The sequence below is a fragment of the Propionicimonas sp. genome (assembly GCF_047606205.1).
GTDB lineage: Bacteria > Actinomycetota > Actinomycetes > Propionibacteriales > Propionibacteriaceae > Propionicimonas.
In genome coordinates this window covers 1-13,810 of record NZ_JASGES010000175.1, presented here as the reverse complement: position 1 = coordinate 13,810, position 13,810 = coordinate 1, and the positions used below count along the sequence as shown (strand labels likewise).

Sequence of the window (13,810 nt, the reverse complement as noted above, 5' to 3'; positions counted from 1 at the left end):
GTCTGGTCCGTCGCGATCACGAGCCCGCCGGCGTCCGGCACCGCCTCTCGCACCTCGGTCAGCCGCCGGTCCGCGCTCGCCAGGACGGCGGGGATCCAGTCCCCCTCCGGGTCGAGCGCGGTGCGCCAGGCCTGCGCCGTGACGTCCTTGGTCAGTGGCTCGCCGAGGTTGACCGCCAGCTCGTCCCCGGCCCGGGTCTTCCAGCGCATGCCGCCGCCGTAGGCGAGGAAGACCACCGGACGCACCACGTGGTCCCGCAACGCTTCCGCGTACCCGTAGGTGTAGTCCGCGACCGAGCGGCGGATCCCGTCCGCCTCCTCCACATAGGTCACGAACGGGATCGGGGTGGCGTCCGAGCGGAACGGCGTGCCGGTCAGCGAGAGCCGCCGGGTCGCCAGCGCGAAGGCCTGGCCCACCGCCTCGCCCCAGCTCAGCGCATCCCCGGCATGGTGGACCTCGTCGAAGATCACCAGCGTCCTCGCGTTCGCCGTCCGGGCCTCGTAGGCGAAGGTGGCGGCGGCGACACCGGCATAGGTGACCGCCTGCCCCTGGTACTGCCGGGACCGGCCCCGCCTGCTCCCGCCCAGGCCGGGATCGAGCCGCAGGCCGACCTTCGCGGCGGCGTCCGCCCACTGCACCTTCAGGTGCTCGGTCGGCGTCACCACGATGACCTGCTCGATCGTGCGCGCGTCCAGCAGGTCGGTGGCCACGCGCAGCGCGAACGTGGTCTTGCCGGCTCCCGGGGTGGCCACGGCGAGGAAATCGCGCTGGCCGAGCTCGTTGTAGCGGGCCAGCGCCTCCACCTGCCAGGCCCGCAGCCTCGCCGCCGTGCCCCACGCGGCCCGTCCCGGGTAAGCCGGCGACAGGTCGTCAATCGGCACGGCTCACCTCCCGGGGCGTCGCTTCAGCAACAGGACGGCGAGCCCGATCCCGACCAGGTCGGCCAGGGCGTCGAAGGGGTCACCGTCCCGGTACGGGACGAACCTCCACTGGACCAGCTCGCTCACCACAGCATGGACGGCGAACAGGCCGGCGACCAACCCGACGCGCCGGGTGAGACGACCGAGCAGGTAGACCGGACCCGCGAAGAGCAGAACATGTACCACCTTGTCAGCGCCCGGTAGCCACGGGAGCTCCAGGCTCCCGTCCGGGTTCCCGGGCAGATAGAGCGCCACCAGGTGGGCGGTCACGGCGAGGCCGGCGAGGACCCGGAGCCAGCGGTGGCCGACGGCGCGACCGCCACGGTTGGCAGGGTCTCCCGTCCGGCCGCTCGAGTCGTCAGCCCGGGCTTCGACAGGCTCAACCACCCGGCCGGCCGAGCTGGTCGAGACCCCGCCGGGGCCCGCAACAGGCTCTGCCGGCGACTCCGGCTCGACCGGCGGTCGGCCGTCCCGCTGCTCAGGCAAGTTTCGCCAGGATGAGCTCGCGGACGCGACCGGCGTCGGCCTGGCCGCGCATATCCTTCATCACCGCGCCGATCAGGGCACCGGCCGCCTGGACCTTGCCGTCACGGATCCGGTCCGCCACCTCCGGGTTCGCCGCGATCGCCGCGTCCACCGCCGCGGAGAGCGCGCCGTCGTCGGAGACCACAGCCAGACCGCGCGCGGCGACGACCTCCGCGGGAGAGCCCTCCCCGGCCAGCACGCCCTCGATCACCTGGCGGGCGAGCTTGTCGTTCACCGTGCCGGCGTCGACCAGCGCCTGCAGCTGCGCGACCTGCGCCGGGGTGATCGCCAGCCCGGCCAGGTCGACACCTGCCTCGTTGGCGCGCCGGGCGAGCTCGGTCGTCCACCACTTCCGGGCCGACTGCGCTCCCGCGCCGGCGGCCACGGTCGCCTCGACCAGGTCCAGCGCACCGGCGTTCACCACGTCCTGCAGTTCCAGGTCGGTGAATCCCCACGCCTGGCGCAGCCGGGCCCTGCGCAGCTGCGGCTGCTCGGGCAGCGTGCCCCGCAGCTCCTCCACCCACTCCGGGCTCGGCGCGACCGGGACCAGGTCGGGCTCGGGGAAGTAGCGGTAGTCCTCGGCCTGCTCCTTCGAGCGGCCCGCTGTCGTGTAGCCCTCCTCGTGCCAGTGCCGCGTCTCCTGGTGGACGTTGCCGCCGGAGGCCAGCACGGCCGCCTGTCGCTGGATCTCGTAGGTCAAGGCGCGCTCGACGCTCCGCAGCGAGTTCACGTTCTTGGTCTCCGTGCGCAGGCCGAGCTCGGTGGCGCCCTTCGGCATCAGCGAGACGTTCGCGTCGCACCGCAGCGAGCCCTGCTCCATTCGCACGTCCGAGACGCCGAGGCTCAGCATCAGGTCGCGCAGGTAGGAGACGTACGCCTTCGCCACTTGCGGAGCCTTCGCCCCGGTGCCGCGAATCGGCCTGGTCACGATCTCGATCAGCGGGGTGCCGGCCCGGTTGTAGTCGACCAGCGAGTACTCCGCGTCCCCGATCCGCCCGGTCACCCCCCCGGCGTGGACGAGCTTGCCCGCGTCCTCCTCCATGTGGGCACGCTCGATCTCGATCCGGAACCTCTCCCCGTCCACCTCCACCTCGACCCAGCCGTCGAACGCGATCGGCTCGTCGTACTGCGAGGTCTGGAAGTCCTTCGTCATGTCGGGGTAGAAGTAGTTCTTCCTGGCAAAGCGGCACCACGGTGCGATCGAGCAGTTCAGCGCCAGCCCGATCCGGATCGCCGACTCGATGGCTTTCGCGTTCACCACCGGCAGCGATCCCGGCAGGCCGAGGCACACCGGGCAGGTCTGGGTGTTCGGTTCGGCTCCGAACGCGTTCGCGCAGCCGCAGAACATCTTGGACGCCGTGTTCAGCTCGACGTGCACCTCCAGCCCGAGCACCGGGTCGAAGGAGGCGAGCGCGTCGTCGTAGTCGAGCACACCGACGGTCATCGCCCACTCCTCACGTTCAGGTACGTCCCGGCCTCGGAGTCGGCCAAGCGGTCGAGCAGGCCACCGCCCCACCGCGAGACCAGCTCCCGTTCCAGCGCCGCGCCGACCCGGTAGAGCCGGTCGTCGGCCAGGGCGGGGGCCATCACCTGGAACCCCACCGGCAGCCCGTCGTCCGGGCTGAGCCCGCACGGGAAGGACGCCGCGCAGTTCCCGGCCAGGTTGGACGGGATCGTGCACAGATCCGCCTTGTACATCGCCAGCGGGTCGTCCGCGCGTTCGCCGATCGTGAACGCCGTCGTCGGCGTCGTCGGCGAGACCAGGACGTCGACCGAGCCGAAAGCCGCGTCGAAATCGTGCGCGATCAGCGTCCGCACCTTCTGCGCCGACCCGTAGTAGGCGTCGTAGTAGCCCGACGACAGCGCGTAGGTGCCGATGATGATCCGTCGCTTGGCCTCGGCTCCGAAGCCGGCCCCGCGGGTGAGGTTCATCACCTCCTCCGTGCTGTGCAGGCCGTCGTCGCCCACCCGGAGCCCGTATCGCATCGCGTCGAAGCGAGCCAGGTTGCTGGACACCTCGCTCGGCATGATCAGGTAGTAGGCGGCCAGTGCGTACTCGAAGTGCGGGCAGGAGACCTCGACGATCTCCGCGCCGAGCCCCTCCAGGATCGCCAGCGACTCGGTGAACCGCTGTTCGACCCCCGGCTGGTAGCCCTCACCGCCGAACTCCTTCACCACGCCGATCCGCAGGCCCGCGACGTCCCCGCTGCGAGCGGCCCCGACCACGTCGGGGACCGGGGCGTCGATCGAGGTCGAGTCCCGGTGGTCCCAGCCGGCGATCACGCTGTGCAGCAGCGCCGCGTCCAGGACGGTACGGGCGCACGGGCCGGGGGTGTCCAGCGAGGACGCCATCGCGACCACGCCGTAGCGGGAGGTGCCGCCGTAGGTCGGCTTGACCCCGACCGTTCCGGTGACCGACGCCGGCTGGCGGATCGAGCCGCCGGTGTCCGTGCCGATCGCCAGCGGCGCCTCGAACGCGGCCAGGGCCGCGGCCGAACCGCCCCCGGAACCACCGGGGATCTTCGTCGTGTCCCACGGGTTGTGCGTGACGAAGTAGCCGGAGTTCTCGGTGGAGGAGCCCATCGCGAACTCGTCCATGTTGGTCTTGCCGAGGACGACCACCTCCGCGTTCACCAGCTTCTCGGTGATCGTGGAGTTGTACGGAGGCATCCAGCCCTCCAGGATCCGCGACCCACAGGTGGTGGGCATCCCGACCATCGTGAAGATGTCCTTCATGGCCAGCGGGACCCCGGCCAGCGGCCCGAGGCTGTCTCCGGCCGCCCTGCGCGCGTCCACCACGTCGGCCGCGGCGAGCGCCTGCTCGGCCGCGACGTGCAGGAACGCCCGCACCGAGTCGTCCACCGCCCCGATCTGGTCCAGATGCGCCTGCGTGACCTCCCGGGCACTGACCTCGCCGGAGGCGACCAGCGCGGCCAGGTCGGCCGCGGTCGCCCTGAGCACGCCTGCCGCGGCGCTCACGACTCCTCCCCCAGGATCCGCGGGACGCGGAAGCGTCCGTCCTCGACCGCCGGGGCGGCGGCCAGCACGTCGGCGGCGGGCAGTGACGGCGTCACCACGTCCGCGCGGTACACGTTGACCAGCGGCAACGCGTGCGAGGTCGGCGGAACATCCGCCGTCGCCAGTTCGGCGACGCTCGCCACCGACGCGAGGATCACGTCCAGTTGCGGTGCGAGATGCGCCAATTCTTCATCGGTCAGCCGGATCCGGGCCAGAGCTCCGAGTCGGGCCACGTCGGCGGCAGTCAAGGCCAAGGCGAACTCCTGTAGCGACCACGGGCCTGCACCCGCGGGGGACTCACTGTACCGGGACGGTTTGACACCGTTGTAACACCGGTACGCAACACTGTGCGGGTGTTCCTGATGCGCGTCGTCCTCCCCGACCGTCCCGGCACCCTCGGCGCGGTCGCGACGGCGATGGGCACCGTCGGTGCCGACATCAACGCCGTCGAGATCGTCGAGCGGTACGAGGGCTACGCCGTCGACGACTTCATGCTGGAGTTGCCCGGTGGAAGTGCGCCGGACTCCCTGATCACCGCCTGCACGTCGGTTCCCGGCGTCGAGGTGGTGTGGCTGTCCCACTACCCGGAGGGCTGGGGCCTGCTCGGCGACGTCGACGTGCTGAACGCGATGATCGAGGAGCCGGAGCAGGCGGCGGAGATCCTCACCAGGGAGGCGCCGCAGGTGTTCCGGGTGACCTGGGCCGTGCTCGTCGACCGCGAGCGCAACACCCTGCTCTCCCGCACCGACCGTGCCCCCGACCTCGACGCTGACGGCATCGCCGCGCTGGGCGATCTCACCGAGGCCAGGGACGGCGAGCTCCCGGACGGCTGGATCCCGGGCTGGGGCGAGACCCTGATCGCCGTCTCGCCCTTCCGCAACGAGGCCACCGTCATCCTCGCCCGCCGGGGCGGCCCGGAGTTCCTCAAGTCCGAGCTCGCCCGGCTGCGCCACCTCACCGCGCTCGCGCTCTAGCCGTCACCAACCTCATGGCCGGGTCCATCTAGCACCGCGCCGTTCGTCGCCCAGAGAGCGCGCCGGCCGGGGTTCCCCCGACCGCCGCGGCTGCCTAGCGTGGAAACTGTCGAATCCGGGGCCACCCGTTCGTCGGTGGTGCAGGAGAGAGAAAGGAAGCGCCGTGGACTACGTGCTGCTCTACTCGGCCGGGGCGGACCCCCAGCCCTACGACCCCGCTGAGGACAACATCGGCGAGTGGGTCGACGACGTCACCGAGCGCGGCGGCTACGCGTTCGGCGAGCGGTTGCGACCGGCTCCCGACGCCACCACCGTTCGGGTCCGCGACGGCAGGACCCTCCTCACCGAGGGACCGTTCACCGAGGCGAAGGAGTGGATCGGCGGTTTCGACATCATCGAGGTCGCCGATCTGGACGACGCGGTCGCGATCGCCGCCGGCCATCCCGCAGCGCGCAGCGGAACCGCCGAGGTGCGCCCGTTCCTGCCTGCGGAGGACGGCGCGCACGTCGTGCCCGCCGGCTTCATGGCCCAACCCGTCGTGGGCAGGCGCTACCTGATGCTCGTCTGCGTCGACCCGACCGCCGCCGACGTCCCCGGCGAGGTGGAACCGTGGGTGCAGGAGATGGACGACCGCGGGGTGCGCCTGTTCGGCGGGCGGCTCCGCCCGCCGCAGGACGCCACCCTGGTTCGCTCACGCGGCGGCCGGACGCTTCTCGACCAGTCCGCCGAGAAGCCCTCCACGCCCTGGATCGCCGGCATCGACCTGCTGCAGGTGACCCGGCTCGGCGAGGCGATCGACATCGCCGCCGCGCACCCGATGGCCCGTGCCGGACTGATCGTGCTCAGCCCGCTGTGGCCGCTCGACCCTCACCAGGACCACGTCGCGCGCTCCGAGCGGGAGGCGCCGCAGTGGCACCGCAGGTCCGAGCCGGCCCTGGGAGTCCTGCTCTGAGCACCGCCGTCGACGCGGCGGTCCGGGACGCCTACCTGCGCGAATGGTCCCGGGTCGTCGCGTCGCTGATCCGGACGACCGCCGACTGGGACCTTGCCGAGGACGCGGCGGCCGGCGCTTTCGAGCGGGCCGTGGCGACCTGGCCGCGCGACGGCGTCCCCCGCAACCCCGGCGCCTGGCTGACCACCACTGCGCGCAACCTCGCGCTGGACCGGCTGCGCCGGCGCAGCGTCGAGGCGGGCAGGTTGAAGGACTGGTCGATCATGGACGGGTCCCGTCGTCGCGGCGACGACGATCCGGCCCAGATCGCGGTGGCAGGGCCGGAGTGGGACGACCGGCTGCGGCTGATCTTCACCTGCGCCCACCCCGCCCTACCGCTGGACGCGCGGGTCGCGCTGACGCTGCGGACGGTGGGCGGTCTCTCGACAGCGGAGATCGCGCGGGCCTTCCTTGTCAGCGAGTCGACGATGGCGCAGCGGATCGTGCGGGCCAAGGCCAGGATCGCCCGGGCCGGTATCCCCTACCGGGTCCCGGGCCCCGACCTGCTCGCCGAACGGCTGGACGGCGTCCTGGCCGTGCTCTACCTGATCCACAACGAGGGCTATGTCGCCAGCGCCGGCGACGACCTGCAGCGGCCCGACCTGACCCTGGAGGCGATCCGGCTGGCCCGTCTGCTGGTTCGCCTGCTGCCGGATCCGGAGGCCATCGGGCTGCTGGCGCTGATGCTGCTCCAGCACTCCCGCACCGCCACCAGGGTCGACGCATCCGGGGAGCTCGTTCCGCTGGAGGACCAGGATCGCAGCCGCTGGGACAGGGGCGAGATCCGGGAGGCGATCGGCCTGCTCGGCGCGAGGAGTGGAGAACGGGGGCCGTACCGCGTCCAGGCAGAGATCCAGGCCGTTCACGCGGAGGCAGCCGCCCCCGCGGACACGCGGTGGCCGGTGATCCTCGCCCTCTACGACGAACTTCCGCGCACCGCTGTCGTCGCTCTCAACCGCGCCGTCGCTCTCGCCATGACCGAGGGACCCCAGGCGGGCCTCGACGCGCTGCGGGCCCTCGAGGGGGAGCCGGCACTGGCCGGCCACCACCTGCTGCCTGCGGCGCAGGCCGACCTGTGCCGCAGGGCCGGACGGCGCGAGGCGGCGTCGACGCACTACCGCGAGGCGCTCCGGCTCGCCCCCACCGGCCCGGAGCAGCGCTACCTGGCTCGGAGACTGGCCGAGCTCGGGCCCGCTCAGCGGACCAGCGTGTAGATCCAGTAGCCGTACCCGACGAGGACGGCGGTGACGACCACCACGGCGAGGATCACCCACCAGCGCATGCGCCGCTTCGTGCGGGTGGTCGGCACGTCCAGCGGGCCCCACTCGCCCATCTGCGGTCGTACCCGCGGCGGGGCACCCACGTTCAGATTGAGGTCGGAGTTCAGGCCTTCGGGCACGCGACCACCCTACCCGGCGGGGCCGAGCGCGGTCGGGCCACCGGCCAGCAGTGCCTCGAAGCCCGCCGCGTCCAGGATCGGGACGCCCAGCGACACCGCCCTGTCGTGTTTCGAGCCACCCCCCTCGCCGGCCACGAGATAACTGGTTCGCGACGAGACCGAACCGGCCGCCTTGCCACCGCGCGACTCGATCGCTTCCGTGATGCTGTCCCTGGTGTAGCCGGGCAGGGATCCGGTCACGACCAGGGTGAGCCCCGCGAGGGTCTGCGCGACCTCGTCCCCGAGCACCGGGTCCGGTGCGGAGAGGTTGCAGCCGGCCGCCTTCCACTTCGCCACGATCGCCCGATGCCAGTCGACCGTGAACCACTCCCTGATCGCCGCCGCCAGGGTGGGCCCGATGCCGGGCACCGCGCCGAGCTCCTCGACACTGGCCGCCTCCAGGGCGTCGATGCTCCCGAAGGCGGCAGCCACGTCGGGCGCGACGCCCTTGCCGACGTGACGGATCGACAGCGCGACCAGGAACCGGGTGAACGGACGGGACTTCGCCGACTCGAGGTTCTCCAGCAGCTTGCGCCCGTTGGCGGAGAGGGATCCATCCTTCGTGGTCAGGACGCCCGCCCCGACCAGCTTCTCCTCGGTGAGGTCGAAGAGGTCCCCCTCGTCGACCAGCAGGCCGCCACTGAGCAGCGCGTCCGCCGACTGCCAGCCGAGCACCTCGATGTCGAGCGCCTGCCGGGACGCGAGGTGGAACAGCCGCTCCCGCAGCTGCGAGGGGCAGGAGCGCTGGTTCGGGCATCGGATGTCGGCGTCCCCCTCCTTCTCCGGACGCAGCTCCGCTCCGCAGGCCGGGCAGTGGGTCGGCATCACGAACGGGCGCTCGGTGCCGTCGCGCAGGTCGACCACCGGTCCGAGGACCTCCGGGATGACGTCGCCCGCCTTGCGGAGCACCACCATGTCGCCGATCAGGACACCCTTGCGCTGCACCTCCGAGGCGTTGTGCAGGGTGGCCTGCTCGACCGTCGAGCCCGAGACGAACACCGGCTCCATCACCGCGTAGGGAGTGACCCGGCCCGTACGGCCGACGTTCACCCTGATGTCGAGCAGCCGGGTGGTCACCTCCTCCGGCGGGTACTTGTAGGCGATCGCCCAGCGTGGCGCGCGAGAGGTGTGGCCGAGCTGCTCCTGCAGTCGCCGGTCGTCGACCTTGATCACCACCCCGTCGATCTCGTGCTCGACCGCGTGCCGGTGCTCCCCGTAGTGGGCGATGTAGTCCTTCACCTCGGCGATCGAGTGGCAGATCCGGTAGTGGGTGGACGTGGGCAGCCCCCAGTCACCGAGCAACTCGTAGCCCTGCGACTGCCGGGCGGGAGCCGGCCCGGAGAACTCCCCGATGCCGTGGACGAGGAAGTGCAGGCGACGTTGGGCGGTGACCCTCGGATCCTTCTGCCGCAACGACCCGGCGGCGGAGTTGCGCGGGTTCGCGAACGGCGCCTTGCCCGCCGCGACCAGTCCCTCGTTGAGCGTCGCGAAGTCCTCGACGCGCATGAACACCTCGCCACGCACCTCGACCACGTCGGGCACGTCGGTACCGGTGAGCCGGGTGGGAATCGCCTGGATCGTGCGGACGTTGGCGGTCACGTCCTCCCCCACCGTCCCGTCGCCGCGGGTGGCCGCGCTGGTGAGCCGTCCGTCCCGGTAGACGAGGTCGAGGGCCAGGCCGTCGATCTTCAACTCGCACAGGTAACCGGACGCCGCCACGGGCTCGCCCGCCAGCGCCTCGGCCCGGGCCAGCCACTTGTCCAGGTCCTCGAGCGAGAACACGTTGTCGAGGCTCATCAACGGCACGAGGTGGGTGACCGGGGAGAAGGTGGCGCTCGGCGCGCCACCCACCTGCTGCGTGGGACTGTCCGGCGTCCGCAGGTCGGGGTGCCTGTCCTCGATCTCGATCAGCTCCCGCATCAGGGCGTCGAACTCCGCGTCGGAGACCACCGGCGCGTCCTCCAGGTAGTAGCGGAAGCGGTGATCGGAGATCTGCGCGCTCAGCTCCGCATGCCTTGCTCGGGCGGCGTCGTCGGTCATGGCTGCAATCTAGCGTGGGACGCCGACAGCGCCCCGGGCCCCGAACCCGTCCCACACGTCGCGCTTGCTCCCGAAAGGGAGCCTGGGCGGGCCGGACCGGCTGGGGCACATGGTGCCGGTCCCCGTGCCGGGCAGCCGGGACAGGATTGTTCATCGGCCGCCTGGGCGCATCAGGCCTTCGCGAGCCACGGCGACACCCGGACCTGGGTGCCGTTCTTCACCTGGAAGAGCCCACCGAAGCTCGCACGCTTCGCGCCGGCCCAGGCGGCGACCAGGATCGTCCGCGCTTCGCGGTCCTCGGCCCCCGCGTCCGCGCGCCAGGTGAGCTCGGCGTGGGCCACCTCCCCCGGGTCCAGCCGAACGGGCGCCGGCGTGGCGCGCCGGCCGCGCCAGTCCCCGCCGTGGGTGAGCTTCACCCGGATGTTGTCCCCGAGCAGGTCGGCGAAGGCGATGTCGGGGAAGCCGTTGAGCACGCACGTCCCGTGGCCGCGATTGAGGACGGCGACGCTCGCGTACCGCCCACCCGCGGCGGCATCGAGGCCCTGGTACGACACCACCACATCCGACTCCACGCAACGCCCCGAGAACGCCCGGTCGGCGACCGGATTGACCGGCAGCGGCGGATCGGAAGGTTCCACGGACGGTACCGGGGCCGCGACCGCGGGCCTCGGCATGGCCGCGGGAGGCCCCGAACGAGGGCTGAACACGGCGGCCGTGAGCGCGCCCAGCCCGATCCCGGCCAGCAGCGTCGAGAACGCCAGACCACTGGCCACCGCGACCCGCAGGTGAAGCACCGGGCCGAGGTCGGCTGCCGGGCGCCGTGGGGCGAGCCAGGTCGTCACTGCCGCCGCGAGCAGACCCCACCCGAGCGCCCAACGCAGCGAGGCCCACACCCACTCGACCACCAGCGCGAAGAGCGCCGCCCGCGACGGCGGGGTGCCGCCCGCCAGCGCCGACCCGAGAGCGACCGCACCGCTCGTCAGCAGGGCCGCGCAGCCCGCCGCCGACCACAGCGCGACGAACCGACGGCCGGGCCGGCTCTCACCGACCGCCCGCAGCACCAGATTGGCCAGCGTGGCCAGTGCGAGGCCGAGCGTGACGGCGACCGCGAACACCAGCAGGTCGGACCGTGGCTGCGGCAGGTCGCCGGCTGCGCCCAGGGACAGATCAGGCAACAGCACCGACGCTCCCCGACGCTCACGTAACGCCCACCCGGCGATGACGGACGCACCGCCGATCAGCGGCAGGCTGAGCCATCCCAGCCACGGCCAGCCGTGCGCTCCGTCGCGTGTCACCCAGCCAGTATTCATGACCAGGGGAAAGGCCCGGCTCAGGCCAGCTCGGCAGCCACCTGCTCGGCCACCCTCGCCAGCACCTCGAAGCCGCGGCTGACCTCGGCCGGCGTCCAGCCCGCCAGTCCACAGGCGGGAGTCAGCACGAGGTGCTCGGGCGGGACGCCGATCCGCTCGATCGCGGCGAGCCCTCGCCGCCGCACGGCGTCCACGCCGAGCGGACGAGGCTCGCCCTTGGTCGGCAGGCAACCCAGGTAGATGCCCGCACCCGCATCAGCGGCCCCGGCCAGCGCGTCCCAGTCGGCCGTGCCGAGCTGGTCGAGGTCGAGCGACACCGCGTCGAAGCCGGCTGACGTCGGGTCGCCGTGCAGCAGGGACGCCAACGGCCAGCCGTCCGTCCACCGCGCGCAGCTGTGCAGCACCGTCCGCACCGCCAGCCCCCGGCGAACGGGCTCGGCCGTGATCCAGCCCAGGGCGCGGCACAGCTCCGGCAGGTCGACCGCACGATGCCGGAAGAAGCCGCCCGGGGTCGGCACTGCGCCCGCGGCGACAGCCGGCAGCGACGGCTCGTCCACCTGCAGCACCAGGTCGAGGTCGGGCAGCCGACGGGCCAGGTCGGCGAGCAGTTCGCCCACGCCCTCGGCGACCGACTGGGCGAGGTCGCGCCGCGCGCCCCGATCCGCCAGCACGCGTCCGGTGTTCGCCACGCCGAGGGACGCCGCCAGCGTCCACGGCCCGGTCACAGCCACCTTGAAGCGGCCCGCGTAGCCGTGGGCCGCCTCCTCGAGCTGGTCGAGGTCGTCCCGCCAGGTCGCCCGGGCTCGCCGCTGGTCGACGCCTGGTGCGTCCGCGAGCCGCCACTCCCCCGCGCTGAGCTCAGCCGGCAGCCCTGAGGGCAGACCCAGCCCGCGTCCGACCATCGCCGCCCAGGGGCCGCGGGCCGGCAGCTCCGGCAGATACGGCAGGTCCGGCACCTTGTCGAAGGTCATCCGGGCGGCCGCTGCGACGTCGGTGCCCGGCAGCGAGCCGAGGCCGGTGAAGGTGACCATCAGGCCGCCGCGGCCGAGATCGTCGCGCTGCCGACCACCCGGTCGCCGTCGTAGTGGACGGCGGCCTGGCCGGGGGCGATGCCGAAGGCCGGCTCGTCCAGTTCGATCCGGACCCGCTCGCCGTCGCAGGAGATCGTGGCGGGCAGGGCCTCTCCGTGGGCGCGGACCTGGACGAGGCCCCGCCACGTCCCCGTCACCACCGTCTCGGTCCAGGTCGGGCGCATGCCATCGATCACGCGGACGGCCAGCGCGGCCCTGGGCCCGACCGTCACCGTGTTGCGCACGGGATCGACTCCCAGGACGTAACGAGGACGCCCGTCCTGCGCGGGAACCGAGAGATGCAGTCCGTGGCGCTGCCCGACCGTGAACTGATGGGTGCCGGCGTGCGTCCCGAGCACCTCGCCGGACGCGTCCACGATGTCGCCCGGACGCCGCCCCAGTCGCGAGTGCAGGAAGCCCGCGGTGTCGCCGGTGGGGATGAAGCAGATGTCGTGGCTGTCCGGCTTCTTCGCCAGGCTCAGGCCCCGTCCGGCCGCCTCGGCGCGCACCTGCGCCTTGGCGGTGTCGTCCCCGAGCGGGAACAGCGAGTGCTGCAGCTGGTCGCGGTCGAGCACCCCCAGGACGTAGGACTGGTCCTTCGCCGCCTCCCGCGAGCGGAACAACGACACCCTGCCCGGCGCGCTGCTGACCCGCGCGTAGTGGCCGGTCGCGACCGCGTCGAAGCCGAGGGCACGACCGCGCTCGAGGACCGCGGCGAACTTGATCTTCTCGTTGCAGCGCAGGCAGGGGTTGGGGGTTCGCCCGGCCGCGTACTCGCTGACGAAGTCGGCGACCACGTCGTCGGCGAACCGCTCGGCGAAGTCCCAGACGTAGAAGGGGATGCCGAGGACGTCGGCCGCCCGGCGGGCATCGTGGGAATCCTCCAGCGAGCAGCACCCGCGGGCGCCACTGCGGTAGGCCTCGGGGTTCTTCGACAGCGCCAGGTGCACCCCGACGACGTCGTGGCCCGCGTCGACCAGCCGTGCGGCGGCGACGGCGGAGTCCACTCCGCCCGACATCGCCGCCAGTACCCGCATCCGTCGCCTCCTCCGCAGAACCCCAGATCCTACGCGGCCCGGCGGGAGCGCCGCCGCCGGCCCGCTGCTAAGCGGCGGTCCTGGCCCTCTCGACGACCTCTGGCAGCACCGCCAGTAGGGCGTCCACCTGCTCGAGGGTCGTGTCCGGGCCGAAGGAGAACCGCAGGCTCGCGGACGCCGCCTCGATGCTGCGGCCCATGGCGAGGAGGACCTCGCTCGGCTGGTGCACCCCCGCGGTGCACGCCGAGCCGGTGGACGCGTCGAAGCCGGCCGTGTCGAGCAGGAGCAGGACGTCGTCCGCCCGCACCCCGCCGAAGGTGAGGTTGACGATCGCCGGCCCGCACGGCTCGATCGTGTTCGAGCGCGTGCCCGGCACGCTCGCCACGGCTCGCGAGACCAGCCGGTCCCGCAACGCGGCGAGCCGGGATGCCTCGCCGGCCCGCCTCGCTCTGGCCGCGCGGCTGGCCGCGGCGAAGCCCGCGGCCAG

Annotated in this window: 14 protein-coding genes; 3 read left to right on the top strand and 11 right to left on the bottom strand. The window is 72.6% G+C overall.

Features of this window, described 5'->3' with window-relative positions:
* The 5 genes from QM633_RS10895 to gatC form a co-directional block, all read right to left on the bottom strand.
* On the bottom strand, positions 1–881 hold an 881-nt coding region (locus QM633_RS10895), incomplete at its 3' end, for a DEAD/DEAH box helicase (RefSeq protein ID WP_415153781.1).
* A 3-nt stretch (positions 882–884) separates the two neighbouring features.
* Positions 885–1,307, bottom strand: coding sequence for a hypothetical protein (locus QM633_RS10890; RefSeq protein WP_415153780.1), 423 nt, complete (start codon positions 1,305–1,307; stop codon positions 885–887).
* A gap of 91 nt (positions 1,308–1,398) precedes the next feature.
* Entirely contained in the window at positions 1,399–2,889 is a 1,491-nt protein-coding gene (gatB, locus tag QM633_RS10885; RefSeq protein ID WP_415153779.1) for an Asp-tRNA(Asn)/Glu-tRNA(Gln) amidotransferase subunit GatB, read from the bottom strand.
* The gene (gene gatA / locus QM633_RS10880; RefSeq protein ID WP_415153778.1) at positions 2,886–4,424 is read right to left on the bottom strand and encodes an Asp-tRNA(Asn)/Glu-tRNA(Gln) amidotransferase subunit GatA; all 1,539 of its coding nucleotides are present in this window, start codon (positions 4,422–4,424) and stop codon (positions 2,886–2,888) included. Before gatA ends, gatB begins: the two co-directional genes overlap by 4 nt.
* Positions 4,421–4,717: an Asp-tRNA(Asn)/Glu-tRNA(Gln) amidotransferase subunit GatC gene (gatC, locus tag QM633_RS10875; protein WP_415153777.1), complete on the bottom strand. Its 297-nt coding sequence runs from the start codon at positions 4,715–4,717 to the stop codon at positions 4,421–4,423. Before gatC ends, gatA begins: the two co-directional genes overlap by 4 nt.
* A 108-nt stretch (positions 4,718–4,825) precedes the next feature.
* Between gatC and QM633_RS10870 the strand changes: the two genes are divergently transcribed.
* The 3 genes from QM633_RS10870 (at position 4,826) to QM633_RS10860 (ending at position 7,642) form a co-directional block, all read left to right on the top strand.
* A complete protein-coding gene (locus QM633_RS10870; RefSeq protein ID WP_415153782.1) occupies positions 4,826–5,437 on the top strand; it encodes an amino acid-binding protein in 612 nt (203 codons plus the stop codon).
* A 163-nt stretch (positions 5,438–5,600) separates the two neighbouring features.
* Positions 5,601–6,389 (top strand): YciI family protein, encoded by a 789-nt coding sequence (locus QM633_RS10865; protein WP_415153776.1) that lies wholly within the window; start codon positions 5,601–5,603, stop codon positions 6,387–6,389.
* Entirely contained in the window at positions 6,347–7,642 is a 1,296-nt protein-coding gene (locus tag QM633_RS10860) for an RNA polymerase sigma factor (RefSeq protein WP_415153775.1), read from the top strand. Before QM633_RS10865 ends, QM633_RS10860 begins: the two co-directional genes overlap by 43 nt.
* Here the strand turns inward: QM633_RS10860 and QM633_RS10855 are convergent.
* The 6 genes from QM633_RS10855 to QM633_RS10830 form a co-directional block, all read right to left on the bottom strand.
* The gene (locus QM633_RS10855) at positions 7,624–7,827 is read right to left on the bottom strand and encodes a hypothetical protein (RefSeq protein ID WP_415153774.1); all 204 of its coding nucleotides are present in this window, start codon (positions 7,825–7,827) and stop codon (positions 7,624–7,626) included. The two genes, QM633_RS10860 and QM633_RS10855, sit on opposite strands and share 19 nt — an antisense overlap.
* A gap of 9 nt (positions 7,828–7,836) precedes the next feature.
* On the bottom strand, positions 7,837–9,906 hold the full coding sequence (gene ligA, locus QM633_RS10850; protein ID WP_415153773.1) for an NAD-dependent DNA ligase LigA: 2,070 nt from the start codon (positions 9,904–9,906) through the stop codon (positions 7,837–7,839).
* 170 nt (positions 9,907–10,076) lie between these two features.
* Positions 10,077–11,201, bottom strand: coding sequence for a DUF4232 domain-containing protein (locus tag QM633_RS10845; protein ID WP_415153772.1), 1,125 nt, complete (start codon positions 11,199–11,201; stop codon positions 10,077–10,079).
* Between the two features lie 35 nt (positions 11,202–11,236).
* On the bottom strand, positions 11,237–12,247 hold the full coding sequence (locus tag QM633_RS10840) for a methionine synthase (protein ID WP_415153771.1): 1,011 nt from the start codon (positions 12,245–12,247) through the stop codon (positions 11,237–11,239).
* Complete coding sequence (gene mnmA, locus QM633_RS10835) at positions 12,247–13,323, bottom strand: tRNA 2-thiouridine(34) synthase MnmA (protein WP_415153770.1); 1,077 nt, start codon at positions 13,321–13,323, stop codon at positions 12,247–12,249. The genes QM633_RS10840 and mnmA overlap by 1 nt, the downstream gene beginning before the upstream one ends.
* Positions 13,324–13,390: 67 nt before the next feature.
* On the bottom strand, positions 13,391–13,810 hold a 420-nt coding region (locus QM633_RS10830), incomplete at its 5' end, for an aminotransferase class V-fold PLP-dependent enzyme (protein WP_415153769.1).

Excerpts from the sequence above, each read along its gene's own strand:
- gatB (WP_415153779.1), bottom strand. The coding sequence starts at position 2,889 with ATGACCGTCGGTGTGCTCGACTACGACGACGCGCTCGCCTCCTTCGAC.
- QM633_RS10870 (WP_415153782.1), top strand. The coding sequence starts at position 4,826 with ATGCGCGTCGTCCTCCCCGACCGTCCCGGCACCCTCGGCGCGGTCGCG.
- ligA (WP_415153773.1), bottom strand. The coding sequence starts at position 9,906 with ATGACCGACGACGCCGCCCGAGCAAGGCATGCGGAGCTGAGCGCGCAG.
- QM633_RS10840 (WP_415153771.1), bottom strand. The coding sequence starts at position 12,247 with ATGGTCACCTTCACCGGCCTCGGCTCGCTGCCGGGCACCGACGTCGCA.
- mnmA (WP_415153770.1), bottom strand. The coding sequence starts at position 13,323 with ATGCGGGTACTGGCGGCGATGTCGGGCGGAGTGGACTCCGCCGTCGCC.